The sequence below is a fragment of the Halosubterraneus shenae genome (assembly GCF_050510935.1).
GTDB lineage: Archaea > Halobacteriota > Halobacteria > Halobacteriales > Haloferacaceae > JBDGPU01.
On record NZ_JBNLVO010000004.1, the window covers coordinates 249,692 to 270,464 of the forward strand.

Annotated in this window: 18 protein-coding genes; 12 read left to right on the forward strand and 6 right to left on the reverse strand. The window is 66.8% G+C overall.

Annotation, left to right across the window (positions count from 1 at the left end; all coding sequences use genetic code 11):
* The first annotated feature begins 130 nt into the window (after nt 1-130).
* From ACQE3M_RS10365 to ACQE3M_RS10390, 6 genes are all read left to right on the forward strand, one after another.
* The gene (locus ACQE3M_RS10365; protein WP_430505532.1) at nt 131-1,129 is read left to right on the forward strand and encodes a 5-methyltetrahydropteroyltriglutamate--homocysteine methyltransferase; all 999 of its coding nucleotides are present in this window, start codon (nt 131-133) and stop codon (nt 1,127-1,129) included.
* Nucleotides 1,129-2,208 (forward strand): methionine synthase, encoded by a 1,080-nt coding sequence (locus ACQE3M_RS10370; protein WP_430505533.1) that lies wholly within the window; start codon nt 1,129-1,131, stop codon nt 2,206-2,208. Before ACQE3M_RS10365 ends, ACQE3M_RS10370 begins: the two co-directional genes overlap by 1 nt.
* A 202-nt stretch (nt 2,209-2,410) precedes the next feature.
* Nucleotides 2,411-3,724: an MBL fold metallo-hydrolase gene (locus ACQE3M_RS10375; RefSeq protein WP_430505534.1), complete on the forward strand. Its 1,314-nt coding sequence runs from the start codon at nt 2,411-2,413 to the stop codon at nt 3,722-3,724.
* A gap of 104 nt (nt 3,725-3,828) precedes the next feature.
* A complete protein-coding gene (locus ACQE3M_RS10380; RefSeq protein WP_430505535.1) occupies nt 3,829-4,746 on the forward strand; it encodes a DUF1028 domain-containing protein in 918 nt (305 codons plus the stop codon).
* Between the two features lie 77 nt (nt 4,747-4,823).
* Nucleotides 4,824-5,273: an Lrp/AsnC family transcriptional regulator gene (locus ACQE3M_RS10385; RefSeq protein WP_430505536.1), complete on the forward strand. Its 450-nt coding sequence runs from the start codon at nt 4,824-4,826 to the stop codon at nt 5,271-5,273.
* A 79-nt stretch (nt 5,274-5,352) separates the two neighbouring features.
* Nucleotides 5,353-6,471: a DUF63 family protein gene (locus ACQE3M_RS10390; RefSeq protein ID WP_430505537.1), complete on the forward strand. Its 1,119-nt coding sequence runs from the start codon at nt 5,353-5,355 to the stop codon at nt 6,469-6,471.
* 1,202 nt (nt 6,472-7,673) lie between these two features.
* On the opposite strand, the gene ACQE3M_RS10395 is transcribed toward ACQE3M_RS10390, so the two are convergent.
* Entirely contained in the window at nt 7,674-9,068 is a 1,395-nt protein-coding gene (locus ACQE3M_RS10395; protein ID WP_430505538.1) for a bifunctional metallophosphatase/5'-nucleotidase, read from the reverse strand.
* A 282-nt stretch (nt 9,069-9,350) separates the two neighbouring features.
* Between ACQE3M_RS10395 and rpl7ae the strand changes: the two genes are divergently transcribed.
* The 4 genes from rpl7ae to ndk are packed head-to-tail and all read left to right on the forward strand — an operon-like array spanning nt 9,351 to nt 10,608.
* Entirely contained in the window at nt 9,351-9,713 is a 363-nt protein-coding gene (gene rpl7ae, locus ACQE3M_RS10400) for a 50S ribosomal protein L7Ae (RefSeq protein WP_430505539.1), read from the forward strand.
* Nucleotides 9,714-9,719: 6 nt separating this feature from the next.
* Nucleotides 9,720-9,944, forward strand: a complete 225-nt coding sequence (locus tag ACQE3M_RS10405; RefSeq protein ID WP_430505540.1) for a 30S ribosomal protein S28e — start codon at nt 9,720-9,722, stop codon at nt 9,942-9,944.
* Nucleotides 9,945-9,946: 2 nt separating this feature from the next.
* Complete coding sequence (locus ACQE3M_RS10410; protein ID WP_430505541.1) at nt 9,947-10,132, forward strand: 50S ribosomal protein L24e; 186 nt, start codon at nt 9,947-9,949, stop codon at nt 10,130-10,132.
* Nucleotides 10,129-10,608 (forward strand): nucleoside-diphosphate kinase, encoded by a 480-nt coding sequence (gene ndk / locus ACQE3M_RS10415; RefSeq protein ID WP_430505542.1) that lies wholly within the window; start codon nt 10,129-10,131, stop codon nt 10,606-10,608. Before ACQE3M_RS10410 ends, ndk begins: the two co-directional genes overlap by 4 nt.
* Nucleotides 10,609-10,824: 216 nt before the next feature.
* On the opposite strand, the gene ACQE3M_RS10420 is transcribed toward ndk, so the two are convergent.
* The gene (locus ACQE3M_RS10420; protein WP_430505543.1) at nt 10,825-12,009 is read right to left on the reverse strand and encodes an outer membrane protein assembly factor BamB family protein; all 1,185 of its coding nucleotides are present in this window, start codon (nt 12,007-12,009) and stop codon (nt 10,825-10,827) included.
* Between the two features lie 172 nt (nt 12,010-12,181).
* Between ACQE3M_RS10420 and rbcL the strand changes: the two genes are divergently transcribed.
* Nucleotides 12,182-13,453 carry a type III ribulose-bisphosphate carboxylase gene (gene rbcL / locus ACQE3M_RS10425; RefSeq protein WP_430505544.1) on the forward strand — a complete coding sequence of 424 codons (1,272 nt, stop codon included), beginning with the start codon at nt 12,182-12,184 and terminating at the stop codon, nt 13,451-13,453.
* Between the two features lie 269 nt (nt 13,454-13,722).
* Complete coding sequence (locus ACQE3M_RS10430; RefSeq protein WP_430505545.1) at nt 13,723-14,544, forward strand: hypothetical protein; 822 nt, start codon at nt 13,723-13,725, stop codon at nt 14,542-14,544.
* Between the two features lie 410 nt (nt 14,545-14,954).
* Here the strand turns inward: ACQE3M_RS10430 and ACQE3M_RS10435 are convergent, their stop codons facing one another.
* From ACQE3M_RS10435 to ACQE3M_RS10450, 4 genes are all read right to left on the reverse strand, one after another.
* Nucleotides 14,955-16,010, reverse strand: coding sequence for an ATP-dependent ribose-1-phosphate kinase (locus tag ACQE3M_RS10435; RefSeq protein WP_430505547.1), 1,056 nt, complete (start codon nt 16,008-16,010; stop codon nt 14,955-14,957).
* Complete coding sequence (locus ACQE3M_RS10440) at nt 16,007-16,963, reverse strand: ribose 1,5-bisphosphate isomerase (protein WP_430505548.1); 957 nt, start codon at nt 16,961-16,963, stop codon at nt 16,007-16,009. Before ACQE3M_RS10440 ends, ACQE3M_RS10435 begins: the two co-directional genes overlap by 4 nt.
* 213 nt (nt 16,964-17,176) lie before the next feature.
* Nucleotides 17,177-19,237 carry a TRAP transporter permease gene (locus tag ACQE3M_RS10445; RefSeq protein ID WP_430505549.1) on the reverse strand — a complete coding sequence of 687 codons (2,061 nt, stop codon included), beginning with the start codon at nt 19,235-19,237 and terminating at the stop codon, nt 17,177-17,179.
* A gap of 63 nt (nt 19,238-19,300) precedes the next feature.
* The gene (locus ACQE3M_RS10450) at nt 19,301-20,419 is read right to left on the reverse strand and encodes a TAXI family TRAP transporter solute-binding subunit (protein ID WP_430505550.1); all 1,119 of its coding nucleotides are present in this window, start codon (nt 20,417-20,419) and stop codon (nt 19,301-19,303) included.
* Between the last annotated feature and the right edge of the window lie 354 nt (nt 20,420-20,773).

Genomic DNA, 20,773 nt, shown 5'->3' on the forward strand with positions numbered 1-20,773 from the left:
AGAGCATGTTGGATACTGGTACGTCCGTGCGCCCGCACGAACCTGATCCGGGGACGGCAACTGGCCAGATAACTACAGTGTATAAACAGCATTAGCAAATATTAAAGGTCGGCATATCGAAGTGCAGGTGATGACTGAACGTGTCGCGACGACGCCGGGGCTGTTCCCACTGCCCGACTGGGCGAAAGAGCAGCTCTCGGACCTGAAGGGCCACCAGAAAGGTGACCTGCTGAGCGGCGACGAGGGACCGGAGATCGTCGAGACGTACGACGAGGTCCGGACCGAGCTCGTCGACGACCAGCTCGGGGCCGGACTCGACCGCGTCAACGAAGGCCAGGCGCGCTGGGACGACAACATCGCCCACCCGCTGACCATCCACGACAGTGTCGAAACCGGCGGTATCGTGCGGTACTACGACAACAACAACTTCTATCGCGACCCCCAGGTCGTCGACGAGCTCACCTTCTCGGGCGACGTCGCGGGCGAGCTGGAGGCCGCGACCGACGTACTCGCGGGCGAGGCGCCGCTGCAGGCGACGCTGCCGGGCCCGTACTCGCTGGCCGACCTGGCCACGGACGAGTACTACGGCGACGACGCCGAGTTCCTCGCCGCCGTCGCGGAGTTCCTCGCGGGCGAGGTCGAGGCGTTCCCGGAGCACGAGACGCTGTTCCTGCTGGAGCCCTCGCTCGTCGAGAACCCGCCGGGCGACGGCGCGGACGCTCGTGCGAGCGAGGCGATCGACACGGTGGCCGCGGCGACCGACGCCGAGGTCGTCGTTCACTCCTACTGGGGCGCCTTCGAGGAGAAGGTGTACGCCCACCTCCTCGACGCCGACATCGACGCCGTCGGCTTCGACCTGATCGCGGGCGACCGCGAGGACACCGTCTACAACGTCCAGGAGTACGGCACGACCGACTCCGTCGCGCTCGGCCTCGTCGACGGGCAGAACACGCTCGTCGAGGAGCCGGAGACGATCGCGGAGCGCGTCGAGTGGTTCGAAGCACAGGTGCCCGTCTCGGAGTTCGATCAGACCTACCTCACGTCGAACACCGAGCTGTTCTACCTGCCCGAGAACAAGTACAAGCAGAAACTCGCTGCCCTCGCCGAGGGCGCGGAGGTGCTCGAGTAATGGTCCGCAATCCCCAAGCCAATCGCGAACAGTTCCGCCCGGACGACCACCCGAACGACACGTTCCTCCTGACGTCCGTCGTCGGCTCCTACCCCAAGCCGAAGTGGCTCAACCGCGCCGACGAGCTCGTCGACGACGTGGAGTCGAAGTTCGACGAGGCCGACCTCGAGGAGGCCCACGACGACGCCGCCCGCCTCATCACGGACGAGCACGAGCGCGCCGGCCTCGACACCGTCGTCGACGGCGAGGTGCGCCGGAACGAGATGGTCGAGTTCTTCGCCGACCGCATCGACGGCTACGAGTTCAACGGCCCCGTGAAGGTGTGGGGGCACAACTACTTCGACAAGCCCTCCGTCGTCGACGACGTCGAGTACGACGAGCCGTGGCTCGTCGACGAGTACGAGTTCACCAACCAGGTCGCCGACCGTCCCGTCAAGGTGCCCATCACGGGCCCGTACACGCTCGGCTTCTGGGCGTTCAACGAGGCGTACGACACGACCGAGGACCTCGTCTACGACCTCGCGGACCTGGTCAACGAGGAGATCGAGAAGCTGGTCGACGCCGGCGCGCGCTACATCCAGATCGACGAGCCCGCGCTCGCCACCACGCCCGAGGACCACGCCATCGTCGGCGAGGCGCTCGACCGCATCGTCTCCGGTATCCCGGAGGACGTCCGCATCGGCCTCCACGTCTGCTACGGCGACTACTCGCGGATCTACCCCGAGCTCAACGACTTCCCGATCGACGAGTTCGACGTCGAACTGAGCAACGGCGACTACGAGCAGGTGCCCGTCTTCGAGGACCCCGACTTCGAGCCGGACCTCGCGCTCGGCGCCGTCGACGCCCACACCGCGGAGATCCAGTCCGTGGAGACGATCAAGCAGAACATCCTGCAGGGCCTGCGCATCGTCCCGCCGGAGAAGCTCACCATCTCGCCGGACTGCGGGCTGAAGCTCCTCCCGCGTGAGATCGCCTACGGCAAGATGGAGAACATGGTCCAGGCCGCCCGCGAGATCGAAGCCGAGATCGACGCCGGCGAGATCGACCCCGATAACCCCGTCGAGAGCTACTCGGAGTAGCTCACAGCAGTACCTTTTCCCCGAGCCACGTCGTCACGATCTGGGTCGCCCTGAGCCACGCCGATTCGACCTACGTCGCCCGACCTGTGCCGTCCCGAGCCATTTCGTCCCGACCTACGTCGCCCCGAGCCGACGAGCATCGGCGTTCCGCCAGTTGATACATGTACGAGCCCTGTGAAGTGCCAGCAATCGAGGGCTCGCGATGAAGATCCACACCGTCAGCGGCTACGAGTCGGTCGACGCCAACATGACCGCCGTCGAGGTCGACGGCGAGGTCGTGATCTGCGACGTTGGCGCGGACGTCGAACGCGTCGTCGAGGCGGACGCGCCGTTCGAGACGCTCTCGACGGAGACCGCGATCGCGTCGGGGCTCGTTCCCGACGACGGCGACCTGTTCGCCCGGCGCGAAGACGTCGTCGCCATCGTCGTCGGCCACGCGCACCTCGACCACTGTCTCGGCGTGGCCAAGCTGGCCGGCGCATACGACTGCCCGATCTACGCGACCCCGTACACCGCCCGCGTGCTGGACCGGTTGATCGAGGAAGACGTCGAGGCCGCCCACAACGACGTGCGCGAACTCGAGCTCGGCGGTCGAACGCGGCTGAGCCCGAACGTCGACCTCGAGTTCGTCAACGTCACTCACAGCATCCCGGGGGCCGCGCTGACCGTGCTGCACACGCCGGACGGCGCGGTCGCCTACTCGCTGGATTTCAAGCTCGACCCCGCGCCGACGCTCGGCCGGCCGACGGACGAATCACGGCTCCGCGAGATCGCGGCCGAGGGGATCACGGCGTACGTCGCCGACTGCACGCGCGTCGACGAACCCGGCCGCACGGGAAGCGAGCGCGAGGCGGCGACGCAGCTCCGGAACGTCCTCGACACGGCCTACCGCGAGAACCGGGCCGTGGTCCTCAGCACCTTCTCCTCGCACATCGCCCGCCTGGCGAACGTCCTCGACGCGAACGACGGCCGTCGCCGGGTGGCCTTCCTCGGCTGGTCGCTCCGGCAGTACACCGACCCCGCCAGGGACCTGGGACTCGTCGACCTCTCAAACGTGGAGGTCCACGGGGAGAAGGGCGACGTCGCGGCGCGCCTCCGCGAGGCCGACCCCGCGGAGTGGCTCTTCGTCGTCACCGGCCACCAGGGCGAACCGAACGCGGTGCTGACGGAGCTGGCGGACCGGACGCTCCCGCTGGCGCTCGACGAGCGCGACCGCGTGATCCTCGCGAGCTCGACGATCCCGACGCCGATCAACCGGGCCAGCCGCGACGCCCTCGAACGGGCGCTCCGGGACCGGGGCGTTCGCGTCGACGGCGGCGTGCACGTTCACGGGCACGCGTTACGGCAGGACCACCGCGACATGCTCGCGCTGCTGGACGCGACCCACGTCCTCCCCGCCCACGCCGGCGCGGAAAAACAGGGAACCCTCGCTACCCTCGCACGCGAACAGGGGTACGTCGTCGGCGAGACTGTCCACCCGAGCCAGAACGGGCGCGTCGTCGACCTCGATAGCTGACCGATGCGGAAGCACAGTGACACTTGAAAGAGACCCGAGGGGTGGAACCACACAGTTCGGCCGCGGCGTCAACCCTTATCCGGAACGCCGACGCAACCACGGACATGACGTTTTCCATCGTTGCACGCGATCCGGAAACGGACGCCGTGGGCGTCGCCGTCCAGTCGAAGTTCATCAGCGTCGGCTCCGTCGTCCCGTTCGCGGACGCGGAGGCCGGCGCGGTTGCGACCCAGAGCTTCGCGAACGTCGCCTACGGCCCGGACGGGCTCGACCACCTGCAGAAGGGACTGACCGCCGAGGAGGCCGTCGAGAAGCTGGTCGAGGCGGACGACGAGGCCGAGCAGCGCCAGGTCGGTATCGTCGGCCAGGACGGCTCGGTCGCCGCGTACACCGGCGACGAGTGTTTCGACGTCGCCGGCGACGTCCAGGGCGAGAACTTCACCGTGCAGGGGAACATCCTCGAGAACGAGGAGACGCTGGAGGCGATGGCGGGCTCGTTCCAGAGCGGGGAGGGCGCGCTCCCGGAGAAGCTGCTCGCCGCGCTGTACGCCGGCGAGGACGCCGGGGGCGACTCCCGCGGGAAACAGTCCGCGGCGCTGTACGTCGCCAAGCCCGAGGGCGGCTACGACGGGAAGAACGACCGCTGGATCGACGTCCGCGTCGACGACCACCAGAACCCGATCCAGGAGCTGGAACGCGTCTTCAAGCTCTACGACGTGACGCTGCTCGCCCGCGAGGAGCCCGAGGAGACGAAGGAACTCAGCGGGGAGACGGCCGAGGCCGTCACCGGCGTGCTCGCGGACCTCGGTCACTACGACGGGACGCCGACGACCGTCTTCGACGAGGACGAGCGCGACGCCCTCGAGGAGTTCCGCGGCATCAACAACTTCGAGAACCACGACCTGGCGGTGCTGGAGGACGCGCTGGCCCGCGGCTGGAGCGAGGCCGACAGCGACCTCGACGACGACGCCCGGATGGTCGACGCCATCTGGCACGGGCTTAAGCGGCTCCCGCGGAAGTAGATTCACGGGTGGAGGCGATGAATAAACGGAACTGATCGATTCGCAAGTTCAAAGTCCTTTCCGGGCGTTGCACGGACATGGAACTGGATGACACGGACCGTGCGATCCTCCGGATTCTCCAGGAGGACGCGCGGACGCCTTTTTCGGAGATCGCCCGCCGGATCGACATGTCGAGCGCGACGGTCCACGACCGCGTCGGTCGCATGGAGGACGCCGGCGTCATCGAAGGCTACCACGCCAAGGTGAACGCCAAGGCGGTCGGGTACGGCGTCTCCGCGCTCGTCGGGCTCCGCGTCGAGCAGGGTCGCGAGGAGGACACCCTCGAGAAGCTCCGGAACATCGAGGAGATCCAGGAGGTCCATCTCACGACCGGCGAGTGGGACGTGATGCTCCGCGTGGTCGCGCCCAACACGGACGAGCTGCGCGAGCTCATGTTCGAACGCGTCGCGACGATGGACGGCTTCTCGCGATCGCAGACGATGATCATCCTCGGAACGGACTACGAGTCCGAAGGTCTGCCGATCTAATTCCCCCGGCGACCATCGGCCCACGACACCGACGGGCACAACCGGAACCCTCAACTCACCGCCTCCGCGTCCATGTGATATGAGTAGTTGGGTCGAGGATACGTTCGGAATCTCGCTGGCGAAGGCGTGGGCCGGCACCGTGGCCGCGCTCGTGGTCGGCCTCGTCGCCGGCTCGCTCGCCTTCCCCCGGCTGGTGTACGACCGCTTCCTGTGGCAGTACTTCTGGGGCCCCGTCGTCGCCGACGGCGAGGGCGTCCACTGTGCCGTGCGCCGGCCCGACGGCAGCGTCGACCTCCTCGGGCGGGCCGCCTGCGCCGAGGCGGAAGCCGCCGGCGCAGTGACCGCATACCCGGGATACACGATCGTCTCGGAAGTCGGGTACATCGTCGCGCTCCTGTTGACGATCCTCGGCGTCGTCCTCCTCCTCAAGCGACTGCGGATCGGCGAGACCCGCCGGTTCTTCTACGCGATGATCCCGTTCATGCTGTTCGGCGGCGCCATCCGGACCGTCGAGGACGCGAGCGTGAGCGCGACGTACGCCGGCGCGGAGCCGATCATCGCGTTCCCGTACAGCGCGGCCATCATCAGCCCCTTCGTCTACTTCACCGTCTTCTTCATCGCCGTCGCCTGCATCTTCCTCGCGTCCGCGCTCGCGAAGGCCGGGCTCGCGCGGAACTTCGAGCGCCCGCTGTTCGCGATGGGGACGGCCTTCCTGACGGCGACCCTTGGCTACCTCGGGTACCTTGCGGCGACCACCGAGTACGTCGAGTTCCACCCGCAGGTGACGGTCGCCGTGCTCGCTATCGCGACACTGACGGCGTTCATCACGTGGGCCGGCGCCGAGTACATCGCGCCGCAGGTCAACTACGGCACCCGGTTCGTCGGCTTCGTCGTCATCTGGGGCCACGCGGTCGACGGCGCCGCCAACGTCATCGGCCTCGACTACATGCCGCTGCTGACCGGCGGCGCGAACCTCGTCCCGAAACACCCCGTCAACGCCGCCATCGTCGACTACTTCGGCGCCGCCTGGCCGTTCCTGGTCGTGAAGCTGGCCGCGGCGACGTTCGTCGTCTGGATCTTCGAGGAGGAGATGTTCGAGGAGTCGCCGCGCTACACGATCCTGATGCTGATCACCGTGCTGTCGGTCGGGCTTGGTCCTGGGACACGGGACATGCTGCGTGCGACGTTCGGCGTCTGACTAGCGGAATTTTTGTTTCGGTCGGGAGAGAACTGGTGGAAAGTCCTCCTCCGCTCTTTATAAGCAAACCCGGGCGGGTGATACGATCTTGCTTTGAACCACAACAGCCGGAAAGGCCTCAGCCGCTCTTTATAAATGAGGTTGGACAGGCGATACGGACTTGCTCTCGACAGCACCGCAAACACCGGGAAAGCCCTCGGCCGCTCGCGGTCGCTGTCCCGAAAATCGGAGATTTTCGGGCTCCGAGAAATCTTCGATTTCTCGCGAAGCAGGATATCCGCGGCTCTCCGCCGCGAAAGACGGTCCGGGCTGCCTGCAGTAGCGGGCTGCCGGGCTGCGACTTTCTGGCCTTCGCTCGCTGCGCTCGCGAAGACACCGCCCGCCGCGGATAGGGGTCGGCGCAGCGACTCCCCGTTGGCGCGACCACTGGAAGACGGTCCGGGCTGCGACTTCCATGGTCTCGTTCGCTGCGCTCACGAGAGCGGCCGTCGCCCTTTCAGTCCGCCAGGACGGCAACCGCGACCGCGACCGCGACGGCACCGCACAGCACCCGCAATACCTCAGCCCTCCCCAGCCTCGGCCGGGCCGCGCCGGCACCGCCTCGGAAGACGGTCCGGGCTGCCTGCAGTAGCGGGCTGCCGGGCTGCGACTTCCGGCCCCTCGTTCGCTCCGCTCACGAGGACACCGCCGCGGCGCGCCCCGCCCTCCCTCGCACGCGTTGCTCGCGCGCGCCGACCGCTCCGCACCGCACGCCGGCCAGCCGGCGAACGTCGACAGCAGAAGAACCGCCGCGAGCGACGCCCGGTGACCACTCGATGGGTGGGACTGAAAGGGGCAGCCGCTGAGCGGGATGCCCTGCGACGCTAGCACCGCAATCCCGGCGAGCGACCGAAGGGAGCGAGCCGGGTGAGGAGCGCAGCGAGCAGCGCGACCGCTCAGCTGCTGGGGCTTTCTAGGTGTGCCGAGTGGTGTCGCTCGCGACGGCGCCCAGTCCAGTTTATAAGCGCGACCGCTCAGCGGCTGGGGCTTTCTGGGTATGCTGAGTGGTGTTGAAAGCGACGACACCCAACTTCGTTTATAAGCGCAACCACTCGTCTGTTGGAGCTTTCAGTGGGTACCGAGTGGTGTCGCTGGCGACGACGACCGAACGCTCACAAATAGAACCAGCCCTCACCCTCGCCTCTTATAAAGAGAATCGCTGCCTACTCACTAACAGCCGTCTCGACGGCGTCGCCGACGATCCGGATCCGGCCCTCGATCTCGGGGTCGATGCCGTGTTCCAGCGCGTAGTCGTAGAGGACCTCGTGCTGGATGCCGTCCTCGCCGATCCGGTGGTGCTCCTCCAGCGTCGGGAACTCGTGGTCGGAGTGGAGCAGGTACTCGGAGGTGGCGATGGTGTAGGTCGCCTCGGGGTCGATCGGCTCACCGTCGACGGTGGCCTCGACGAGCTCCTCGGCGTCCTCGTCCCAGACGACGCGCGCGTTCGAGACGTGGCCGTGCCACCAGTCCTCCTTGCCGAAGTCGACGTCCGGCGCGGCCATCTCGCGGAAGACCGCCCGCAGCTCCTCGCCGGTGACCTCGACGAGGACGACGGGCTCCTCGAAGGGGATGAGGCTGATCAGGTCGGCCTTCGTGACGGTGCCCTCGAAGGGGTCGCCGGAGCGGAGCCCGCCCGCGTTCGAGAGGCCGACGTCCGCCTCGTCCTCGTGCGCCCAGCGGAACGCGTCCGCGACGAAGTTGCCGGCGCGGCACTCGCCGCCGTGGACGACGTCGCCGGTGCGCTCGATGGGCTCGTCGACCTCGGCGACGCCCTCGTCGAGGTCGGCCGCCGCCATGCGCTGCTCGAGCGCAGTCTTTAGCTCCTCGTGTGGCTCCGCGCCGTCGCGCTCGTGGAGCGTCGCGGTCGGGCGGCCGTCGAGCTCGATCTCCGCGATAGCCTGCCCGTTGACGCCGGGACGAACGACGAGCGTGTCGTCGACGTACTCGTTCCGGCGGCTGTGGACGTGGCCGCCGAGGATCGCGTCGGCGTCGACGGCCCGCGCGAGGTCGTCGTCGCCCGCGCCGAGATGTGAGAGGACGACGACGTAGTCGACACCGTGCTCCTCGCGGAGCTCGGTGATGGCGTCGCGGGCGGCGGCGATGGGGTCCGTGAACGTGAGCGGCCCGGCCATGGGGTTCAGCGAGTCGGTGGCCGGGTCGGTGAGGCCGACGAAGCCGACGGTGGCGCCGTCGACCTGGGCGGTCTCGTGGGGGACGACGCCCTGCTCGCGGCCGAAGGGCTCGCCGTCCTCGTCGCGGACGTTGGCGGAGACGAACGTCGGGGTGGCCTCCGCGACCAGCTCGCGGAGGGCGTCGGCGCCGTAGTCGAACTCGTGGTTCCCGAAGGTGTCGAGGATCGTTTCCGTGGAGGCGTAGAAGTCGAGGGTCTGGCGACCCTGGGCGACCAGCGAGAGCACGCCCGGCGCGGTCGTGTCGCCGGACCCGACGACGGCGGCGTCGGCGCCGTCGAGCGCGGCGATGCGCCCGGCAAGGCGTGCGGCCCGCTCCGGCGTGTCGAAGACGTTCTCGATGTCGGAGTAGTGGAGGAGCCGAGGCATTCAGCGAACCCAATGGTACACCCGTGGTTAAAAAGCTCGGAGCGCGGTCGCCGTCGATGTCGGACGTCGGTAAGTGGGTCGCCAGTCACCCGCCGTCGCCGGCGACGCATCCACCGCCCGCGTGCGTGTCGACGGCTCACACGACCGGCTGGTATTGAAAGCGCTTATATGCGAGTCCCCTCAATTCTTGGCTACACCCTTTCAGGGGTTGATGATGTGCCGCGTCGTTAGGGATCTACCACCGGCGCGGTCACGCGAGCCCCGGAGGGAAGAGGACAAACAATGGCAGTTTACGTAGACTACGAAACCCCAGCCGACCTCGCCGAGCGCTCCCTTGAGTCGCTCGAGGTCGCACGAGACACTGGCACCGTGAAGAAAGGCACCAACGAGACGACCAAGTCCGTCGAGCGCGGCAACGCCGAGCTCGTGTTCGTCGCCGAGGACGTCTCGCCGGAGGAGATCGTCATGCACCTTCCCGAGCTGGCCGAGGAGAAGGGCATTCCGGTCGTCTTCGTCGAGACCCAGGACGATGTCGGGCAGGCCGCCGGCCTCGAAGTCGGCTCGGCCGCTGCCGCGATCGTCGACGCTGGCGACGCCAGCGACGACGTCGAGGACATCGCGGACAAGGTCGAGGAACTTCGGTAAGCCGTTATGAGCGCAGAAGAGGGCACCGGCGACTCGGAGGCCGCGGAGGTCATCGAGGTCGTCGGCAAGACCGGGATGCACGGCGAGGCCATGCAGGTCAAATGCCGCATCCAGGAAGGCTCGAACCAGGGCCGCATCATTACGCGAAACGTCCTGGGTCCCGTCCGCGTGGGCGACGTGCTCCAGCTGCGGGAGACCCAGCGTGACGCCGACTCCATTGGAGGGCAATAACAATGGTCGAAGAACGCACCTGTGACTACAGTGGCGAGGACATCGAGCCCGGCACGGGCACGATGTTCGTCCAGAAGGACGGGACGATCCTCCACTTCGTCGATTCGAAGGCGGAGAAGAACTACTTCATGGGTCGCGACCCGCGCGACCTCGAGTGGACCGAAGCCGGCCAGGGGAGCGAAGAATGAGCGAGCGCGACGAGCGCACGTTCGTGATGGTCAAGCCGGACGGCGTCCAGCGCGGCCTCATCGGGGAGATCGTCTCCCGCTTCGAGGACCGCGGCCTGCAGCTCGTCGCCGGCAAGTTCATGCAGATCGACGAGGAGCTGGCCCACGAACACTACGGCGAGCACGAGGGCAAGCCGTTCTTCGAGGGGCTCGTCGAGTTCATCACCTCCGGCCCGGTCTTCGCGATGGTCTGGGAAGGCACCGACGCCACCCGCCAGGTCCGGAAGATGGTCGGCGAGACGGACCCGGCCGAATCCGCGCCCGGCACCATCCGCGGTGACTTCGGGCTGGACCTCGGTCACAACGTCATCCACGCCTCGGACCACGAGGACCCCGGCGCCAACGAACGCGAAATCGACCTGTTCTTCGACGACGAGGAACTCGTCGACTACGACCTCGACGCATCCACCTGGGTGTACGAGGACGTCGACGAATAACGGTCGGTTTCCCTTTTAAATCGCCGTTCACACCCCGATAGCATCGCCGCTATCGACACACCACGTTTCCGGTGAAATAGGGCCGCAGGCGTCACGGGACTGGCGGAACGCCCGCGGTCTGACTCTTAAAAACGCCCCTTCTGTGCACCCTCCCCGCTTCGAACGGACGACGAGTCGCGACCTCGCCGGTCGGGACGCCGTTCACGACGCCGTTGCCTACGGCGTTACAGCGATAACCCGTCCGTCCTCGGTGAGCAGGAGGACCGTCGGGAGTCCGCCGCGGTCGGCCATGACCACGTTGTCGACGACCGTCGCGTCCACGTTCCCGCTGGAGACGACCTTCCCGTTCCCGTCGATAGCCGATATCTCGCCGCCGCGCGTCGCGACGACCGTCTCCGTCGTGGCGTCGGGGGTGAGCGGTCGGAGGGCGTCGCCGTTGCCGCCGAACTGCTGCTTCCAGACGATGCTGCCGTCGATCAGGCCGACGGCCCAGACGTTGCCGCCGCCGGCGACGCGGACGTGGCCCGACCCGACGCCGCCGACTGTCAGCGGGTCGTCCTGCAACGGGACGCTCCAGACTGCCTCCCCGTCCGCGGGCGACAGCCGGTGAACGCTGCCCGCGTCGTCCGCGAGAACGACGGTCGGCCCGACGGTCGTCCGTGGCGCGCTCAGGTCGGCCGGCGCGGTGTCGAGCGAGCGGGACCAGCGCTCCTCGCCGCCCTCGCCGAACGCCGTGAGCGTCGGGTCCTCGCCGGTCGTGCCCACGACGGCCTCGGCCGCGGCATCGCCGGTCAGGTTCCCGGTCACGGGCGCGAGGGGCGCCTCGCCGCCGGTGTCGGCTCTCCAGACGGCCTCGCCGTCCGCGCCGACGACGTGGACGGTCCCGGCACTGCTAACGGCGACGAGCGACGACTGGTTCGCCCCGGCCACGTTGCCGAAGGTCGGTGCGACCGTTGCGGGCGCGGAGAGCTCGTAGACGAACCGCTCGTCGCCGGAGACGGCGTCGAAGACCCGAACCGCGTCGTCGTCGACGACAGCCACTACAGGGTCGCCGCCGAGCGTCCCGGCTGCGACCGGGTGGGGTGCAGTCCCGCTACCAGCGCCGCCACCGGCCGAGCAGTCGCTCGCGTTCCACGCCCAGGCGCCGTCGCCGTCGCCGTCCAGCACGCGCACACCACAGTCCTCGCCGGCGGTCGGGACGGCGACCCGGGAGCCGTTCTCGACGGCGACCGTCGCCAGCGACGCGTCCTCGGTCACGGTCCCGACCGACGCCGACTCCCACTCGACGGTCGGCTGCCGGGTCGTGTCCGGGGGTTCTACGAACGCGAAGAAGACGGTTCCGGCACCGAGGACGACCGCGAGCGCCAACACGAGCGTCGCGAAGAGGACGCGGCGATCCATTGACGGGAGTTGGTCGCTCGTGGGCATACCCCTGTCGGAACTCGTCGAGGCTGACCGTGCCGACGCGGTCGCGGAACGCCGGCCACACGCTCCCAGCGCTCGCCATGCGCTCCCAGCGCTCACAGCGCCCGCCACGCGCTCTTTTATTACCGCGGCGGGCGAGGCGTCGGCCATGGGATCGATCAGTTACGCGGACTTCGTCGACCGCTCCTACGAGCCCGGGGAGACGGAGCTGGTCTGCCGTTTCTTCGTGGTTCCCGCCGAGGGCCTCGACGCCGTGGACGCGGCTGGCCGGGTCGCCTCCGAGTCCTCGAACGGGACCTGGGCCGAGCTCGAGGCCGAGGGGTCGGTCACGGATCTCTCCGCGACCGCCTTCGCGATCGAGCCGGCGACGGCGGGCGAGTTCGAGGGCTACGAGGTCAGCGTCGCCTACCCGGACGCGCTCTTCGAGGGCGGGAACATGGCGCAGGTGCTCTCCTGTGTCGCCGGCAACATTCTCGGGATGAAGGCGGTCGACCGGCTCCACCTCCGCGACTGCGACTGGCCCGAACCGCTCGCGACCTCGTTTCCCGGTCCGCGCCTCGGTTCCGGGGTCCGCGAGGGGATCTTCGACGCGCCCGACCGCCCGATCACCGCGACCGTGCCGAAGCCGAAGGTCGGGCTGACGACCGACCAGCACGTCGAGGTCGGCTACGAGGCGTGGACCGGCGGCCTCGACCTCCTGAAGGACGACGAGAACCTCACAGATCAGGCGTTCAACCCCTTCCACGACCGCCTGACGGCCGCGCTCGACGCGCGCGACCGGGCCGAGGCCGAGACGGGCGAGCGGAAGTCGTACCTCGTGAACGTCACGGCGGAGACCGGGGAGATGCTCGACCGCGTCGACGCCGTCGCCGACGCCGGCGGCGAGTACGTCATGGTCGACGTAGTGACCGCCGGCTGGGCCGCCGTCCAGGCGGTCCGGGAGCGCTGCGAGCGGCACGGGCTCGCGATCCACGCGCATCGCGCGATGCACTCCGCGTTCGACCGGCACCCCGACCACGGCGTCTCGATGCGCGTCGTCGCGCAGATCGCGCGCCTCTGCGGCGTCGACCAGATCCACACGGGCACCGCGGGTCTCGGCAAGATGGCGAACGAGGACACCGTCGGTATCAACGAGTGGCTCGGTTCGGACCTGTACGGCCTCGAGGACGTCCTCCCCGTCGCCTCCGGCGGCCTGCATCCCGGCGTGGTCCCGCCGCTCGTCGACGCGCTCGGGACGAACGTCTGCATCCAGGCGGGCGGGGGCGTCCACGGGCACCCGGACGGCACCCACGCCGGCGCGACAGCGTTGCGCGCGGCCGTCGACGCGACCGTCACGGGCGAGGACCTGCAAGCGAAGGCCGCGGAGGTCCCAGAGCTGGACCGCGCGCTGGCGGAGTGGGGAACGGAAACGCCGCGGTGAGGCGCTTGCGTCGTGGTCGCTACGAGGTATGGACCTACCGGTAGTTGGAAAAACGGGTTCTTAATTCAGAAATCGGCTGAAACAGTCGTTACAGCGAGACTGCGACTGTACCGGACGATCCAGTAGACTCAGTTTCCTCCAAGGCTGAACAAAGAAATCCCAAACAGCGATTCTATAATTATCAATGTGCCTCAGAATTATGGAGCATGAGTAGGAGTTAGATAACCATCCACAAAAGACATATATTTTAAAATGGCTTATTCATTGATATGAGAAGACGTGCTTTTATAAAAACCGTCACCGGGACAGGATTTGGTCTATCTATCGCTGAAACCGGCGCTGCGGAGTGTACACCGCCTGCACCAGACACACCAACAATGGGTGAAAACTGGTCTGTGAATGATGAGAGTGTCTGTGATTCATCTGACTACAACCTTTACAGACGAGTTTTGACTAATAACGGCCTTCAACGGAGAGTTCGAAGGGAAACAAATGGACTGCTCGATCAGCCAATGCAATCGCTCATCGCCATCCGACTCACTCCACAGACTGATTTTGCCGCCTCTTCTGAAGGCGTAACCGAATGCAGCGGAAGCTATGGTGCGACAGCTTTCGGGTTTGGCCTATCCCTACCGTGTAGTGTCGTTGAGGACATCGGTGGTGAAGATGAGGTGAATCCTGTTTCCCCTGAAGCAACACGGTACTTAGATACAGCATTCCGTGACAAAATCAACTATCTACACGGGTTTACCTCCCGATATGACCGTCAAAGACATCTCCGCCGATCTTCGTATTTCGGCTGGAAGTCCTTGGCCTATTCTAAAACTGGATATGACACATTTGGCTTTACTTACGAACCAGTATTAAAAAATCAGGATGACGATGCGTTATTGAGCGACCTGAATTTTCGTGCTTATCTATCAGTAGAGACGGATGGGAAGGACTATCTGGGTGTTGGAGGTGTATTCCCTGACGAAGAATCACCGTCTATCTCGACTAGTGAAGATTTTTCTGGAGAATTAGAATTCGATGTGGAGGAGAAACAAGATAGGACTATCGAGTTCATGGAAGGCACGAGATTAAGCGATTGAATCATAGCCGGTCTGTACTGACCGATCCAGGCTTGTCTATTTTTTACCCAATCAGGGTGAACTCTCTGTTAGAATTAGGTTGCGGGTGAGTCAGATAAATCAATGTTGAACTCGACCCTGAATCCTTCTCAGGAATAATATAAGGAATCCCACGGCGATGATACCAAGGAAAATACTCGATTTTATTCGCCTTTTTCGCACAGCCTTACTGAGCAGATATGCAGTAAGAACTGTCAGAGAAAGCCACATCAATTCACCTTGTGACGGAAACGGGGGGTGGTCAACAGCGAGTCCCATTATATATTCCATGATTGAGGCTATCAAAGGTCTTCTGTGTGCGCCTGTGCTGACCGATGGGAGACTCGGTTTCGTCACATACTCTGCATATTGAAATTGTATTCCTGCTACGGCTACTGCCGATGCTCAGCGAGGAACGCGTCGATGCGCTCCCACGTCAACGACGTGCGCGCGCCGCGTACCTGGGTCGCCAGCGCGCCCGCGACGTTGCCGATCTCGAGGGCGTACTCGAGGTCGGCATCCCGGAAGTGCGGGGCCGTCGCGCCCGGAATGCCGCGATGGGTCCCATCGTCGACCTCGGGCTCGTGCCCCCGGGCCGACTCGAAGCAGGCGGCGAGAAAGCCCGCGGCGAACGCGTCGCCCGCGCCGGTCGTGTCGACCGGTTCCACGTCGAAGGGCGGCGCGTACAGTCGCTCGCGACCCGGAAGGCGGAGTTCAGCGCCCTCGCTCCCACGTTTAAAAACGAGCGTCACGTCCTGCGGGTCCTCGACGTCGACGACGGCTTCGTCCAACATCTCGGCCTCGCGGTCGTTGACGAACAGCAGGTCGGTGTGGCCGAGCGCCGTCGCGTAGTCGCGCTCGTCGAGCAGTCGGCCGGGGTCGAAGCTGACGGGGGTGCCCTGCCCGGCGGCGAGCGCGGCGAGGTCGCCCGCGGAGTTCGGGTTCTGGCTGGTGAGGTGGAGATGGTCGACGTCCGCGAGGACCGCGTCGTCGAGGTCCGCGGCGCCGAACGCCTCGTTGGCGCCCTCGCTCGAGAGTACCATCACCTCGCCGGCGTCGTCGACGATGAGGTACTTGACCGACGTGGCGCGGTCGTTGGCGACCATGACGTGCCCGGGGTCGATGCCGGCCCGGTCGAGCTCCTGGAGCGCGAGCGCGCCGGAGTCGTCGCCGCCGACGCTGCCGAACAGCACCGAGTCCGCGTTGAGCCCGACCAGCTCCGTGGCGACGTTGGCCGCGCTGCCGCCGCCGGCCTGCTGGAGGTGATCGATGCGCTGCTCGCCGTCCGGCTCCGGGAGACGCTCGACCTTCATCGTCACGTCCCAGTTGATGTGGCCGGCACAGAGGACACTTGGCTTCGGCGGGGTGGCGTCGGCGTCGTCGACCTCCGCGCCGGCCTCGTCGTCCCCCACGGCCTCGTCCCCCACGGCCTCGTCGTCGGAGCTCACGATTCGGCCCACGGCTCGTCGGCGCCCTCGCCGAACAGCTCGCGCATCAGCGTCACGATGCTCTCGGGCGGGAACTGGCCGCTTTCCGTGACGATGGCGTCCATGTACCGCGGCGGCGTCACGTCGAAGGCCGGGTTCTCGACGTCGATGTCGCCGACGTCCGCGCGCGTCTCGTCGTCGATGACCTCGGCCTCGTCCCGCATCTCGATCTCGACGGTGTGGCCCGTCAGCGTCTCGGGGTGGAGCTTGATCGTCTGGGCGGCGGTCATGATCGGAACGCCGCGCTCGCGGGCGTTGACCGCGAGCCCCGAGGTGCCGATCTTGTTGATGACGGAGCCGTCGGCGGCGATGGAGTCGGCGCCGACGAGGACGTGGTCGACCTCGTCGAGGTAGCGCCGGGCCGCGGAGTCGACGATGAGCGTGACGGGCACGCCCAGCTCGCGCAGGCGCTCGGCGGTGATGTGGCCCTGCTTGCGCGGGCGCGTCTCCTTCACGATGGCCTCGATCTCCTTGCCCTGCTCCAGGGCGGCCTCGACGCACGCGAGCGCGTCCGTCGAGTGGCAGTGGGTCATGATCGTGTCGCCGTCCTGCAGGCGGTTGGCGCCGATCTGGCCCAGATCCTCCTGGGCGCGCTCCAGCCGCCGGTCGAACTCCGCGGCGGCGCGGACGACGCTCTCGCGGAGCGTTTCGACGTCGTTCCCCTCCATCCGCTGGAGGACGTACCGGAGCGCGTTCGGGAGCGAGACGGCCGTCGGCCGCGTCTCGCGGAGTCGACGGGCGGCCGCGCGCATCGTCGCGCGGAACTCCTCGGGCTCGGTCGCCGCCGTTTCCCGCGCCTGCGTCGCTAGCGCGTCCGCGGCTTCGCCGGCGATGGTGGCGGCACCCCGGACCTCCATCGTCGCGATCGCCTCCGCGGTTTCCTCGAGCGGATCGGCGAGGTCGTAGTCAGCCATATCCCGGATGTTCGGGCCCGACCGACATATGAGTGTGTCCGTTTGGACCGGTGGGGCGGCGAATCCGGGACGTCGGCGCCTATTTAAAAGAGCGTCGCTGGCGACGGGATCATATAAAAGAAAGTGACGGGGGGCGGGACGGGCGGAACCGGCGGGACGGCACGGGACGGCACGGGCGGAACGGGACGGCGGCTCGGCGCCCCGGCGGGACGCCTACGAGCCGACGCGACCCAGGAGCTCGCTCGCGCGGGCTTTCGTCAGCGAACTCTGCCAGAGGAGCGTCCCCACGAGCACGGCCGCCGCGCCGATGCGAACGAGCGTCGCGGCGGGCAGCGCCGGCGCGAACATGACGAGCCCGGCGCTCGCGAGCAGGACCCCGCGGACGGGGAGTCGGAGCGAGCCCGAGAGGTTGTCGATCAGCGCCGCCGACGTGCCGGCGAGCGCGATCACCATCAGCAGGAACGTGCCGGCGGTCTCCAGCCCGTTCCAGTACAGCAGGCTCTCGTTGACGACGAAGATGTACGGGACGATGAACAGCGGGCCGCCCAGCACGAGCGACTTCTTCGCCGTCCGCCAGAAGCTCCCGCCGCTCACCTCGCTGGCGACGAGACAGGCGATGGCGACGGGCGGCGTCAGCGCCGAGAGGATAGCGAAGTAGAAGACGAAGAAGTGGGCGGTCAGCAGCGGCACGCCCGCCTCCGTCAGCGCCGGCGCGATGAGCAGGACCGCGGTGATGTACGCCGCGACGGTGGGCATCCCGAGCCCGAACAGGAGCGCGGCGACCATCGCGAACACTAAGAGTAGCACCATCACGCCGCCCGAGAGCTCCACGAGGCTGCTCGCGAACGCCTGCGTGAAGCCGGTGAGGTTGAGCACGCCGACGAAGACGTTCATCACGCCGAGCGAGACGGCGATGGGCGCCGCGTTCTCCAGCCCCCGGCCGAAGCCGTCGAGGGTGTCCATGACGAAGTCGCCCACGTCGTACTCGTCCGTGAGCACGACGCTCTGGAGGAACGCGGCCGGGATCGCCGAGAGGATCGACCAGAAGCCGGCGTACAGGGGGTCCCACAGGAGCACGACGAGCGTGTACAGCAGGACGGCGAGCGGGACCCACAGCGAGATCCCCTCGACGACGAGGTTCCGCAGCGTTACCTCGTTGAACGAGACGTCCGAGGTCGACCGGCCGAAGACGGCTTCGAGCGCGTCGTCGCGCTCCTGGCTGCCGACGTCCAGCTCGTTGAGATCGGAGGAGTCGACGTCGGCGTCGAGGCCCTCCTTCAGCGTCGTCAGGTGGACGCCGATGGCGACGGTGCCGTAGAACAGCAGGGCCGGCAGGAGGCCGACGGTGATGATCTCGAGGTAGCTCGTGCCGGTGATCTGGGCCATGATGAACGCGGCCGCGCCCATGATCGGCGGCATGATCTGGCCGCCGCTGGAGGCGACCGCCTCGAAGGACGCCGCGGTGTCCTCGTCGAGGCCGTGGCGCTTGAGCAGGGGGATCGTGAACGCACCCGTCGTCGCGGCGTTGGCGGCGGCGGAGCCGTTCACCGAGCCCATCCCCATGCTCGCGACGGTCGTCATCTGCGCGAGGCCTGACCGGACGCGGTTGCCGACGAGCGTGCCGATCTGGATGAAGTACTCCAGCGCGCCGTACGCCTCGAGCAACCCGGCGAGGATCATGAAGATCACGATGAACGTTGCCGAGACCTGCGTGATGACGCCGAAGACGCCGCTACCGAACTCGACGGTCAACCCCTGCACGAGTCGAACCGGCTCGACGCCGGTATGATGGAGGATCCCCGGGAAGTAGGGCCCGTAGATCGCGTAGACGATGCCGGAGAGTCCGACGAGCGAGAGCATCGGGCCGTAGACGCGCCGGCAGATGTCGAGCAGGAGCAGGATCATCATGAGCCCGGCGAACAGGTCGAGGTCGGTGTAGATCCCGAGCTGCTCGTAGACGATGCGCTCGTAGCTCCGGAACAGGTAGACCGTCGTCGCGGCCGCGGCGCCGGCCTCGAGCAGCGTCGCGACGTTGCCGAGTCGCTCGCGGAGCGAGTCCGGGGCCGGCTCGAAGGCGAGGACCGCAGCCCCGACGAGCATCAGCCCGAGGTGGACGATCAGGTGCTGGTCGCCCTCGACGCCGAAGGTGCGCGTGTACCAGAGGTGGTACGCGACGGAGATGGTCCCGAGGACGATCAGGAAGGCGTACTTGACGCCGCGGATCCGGTCGGCGCGGGACCCGTTCCCGCCGCCAAAGAACTCAGCGACGTTCATTCGTGGAGGTAGGTCGGATGTGCATTTGTATGAGTGAACCGCGAAGGGGTCGGTTGGTGGGCGTTACGACTGGTACTGCTCGAGGGTCGTCAGATCCTCGGACCAGAGGTCCTCCTCCTTGAGGTACTTCTCGGCGCCGGGATGGACCGGCGCGTCCTCGGAGGCGAGCAGGAACTCGGCGGCGAACTCCTTGCCCGCGCGGGAGAGCACCGAGCTCGCGTCGCGGACGGCCTCGATGTTCTCGAAGACGATCTTCGTGAACTGGTAGCCGAGCTCCTCGGAGATGTCCGCCGGGAAGACCGTTTCGTAGCCGACGGCGAGCGAGGGGATCGAGTCCAGCCGGAGGTCCTGCTCCCACAGGTCGGCCGGCGTCTCGAGGTACGTGTACGGCATGCCGGACTCGCTCACGTCGGACTCGTCGAACTCCCACTCGACGAGGTCGACTTCGGTCGTCGCGTCGACCTCCTGTGCCCAGCCCGTCAGTACCTCACGGCTGACGCCGTAGACGATGGCGATGTCGAGGCGACCGTCGCTCAGCGCCGAGCCCTGGTCGCTCCAGCCCATCGACTGGATGTCGTACTTCTCCGTCGGGTTGTCGATGCCGGAGAGGCGGAAGCCGTCGAGGCCCGCGAAGTAGTTCGTCCCGCCGCGCTGGCCGAACGCCATCGAGATGGAGCCGTCAGTCGGAATGTCGGAGACGGTCTCGATGTCGCTGAGCTCCTCGGCGTCGCGCTTGACGAGGTAGTACTCCAGCGTCATGAACGGCAGGACCTGCGTCATCGTCTTCCCGACGGGTTCGCCGTAGGGAGCCGCGCCGGTGTTGGCGCGCTGGACGGCCCAGCCCGTACTCTGGGCGACGTCGATGTCGCCCTGCGAGATGAGCCGCGGGTTTGCGGCCGTTCCGCCCGTCGTCTGCGCGCTCATGCTGATCTCGTCGGACTTCTCGGAGACGACCTGCGACATCGCGACGCCGGACGCGTGCGTCGCCGTGTCGGGACCCGAGGTGCCCATCTTCCACTGGGTGCCGCCTTCGCCGTCACTGCCGGACGATTCGGTTCCGGAGTCGGTCCCCTCGGAACCGCCGTCGGAGCCGCCGGTACAGCCGGCCAGGCCGGCCAGGCCAGCGACGCCAGCTGCCTTCAGGAACGAACGCCGATCTGAAATTGAACTATCATTAACCATCGTGTACGTGGTACGCTTTCCCGTACGGTGTTTTTATCTCTGTCGTTAGCGCGAAGATGCCCCACGATTTGAGATAGTGACACGTTCTCACTGGGGGTTTTTCGTGATATATACACGGGTGTGGTGGACGAAATGTAGGCCCGATGAAGCGATCAGGCGAGCGGGAGGTGTTGGAACAGGTCGATCGAGGCCGAGGCGTTTGCACTAGCGTCGATACCGGACACGACAAGTGGTCTCGCCGGCGACGATAGCCCGTCTTCTTTATCAGTGCAACCATTCAGCGGCCAAGGTTTTTCGAGCGATATCGAACGGTGTCGCCAGCGACGACGCCGCCGACAACGGAAAAGGGACGCC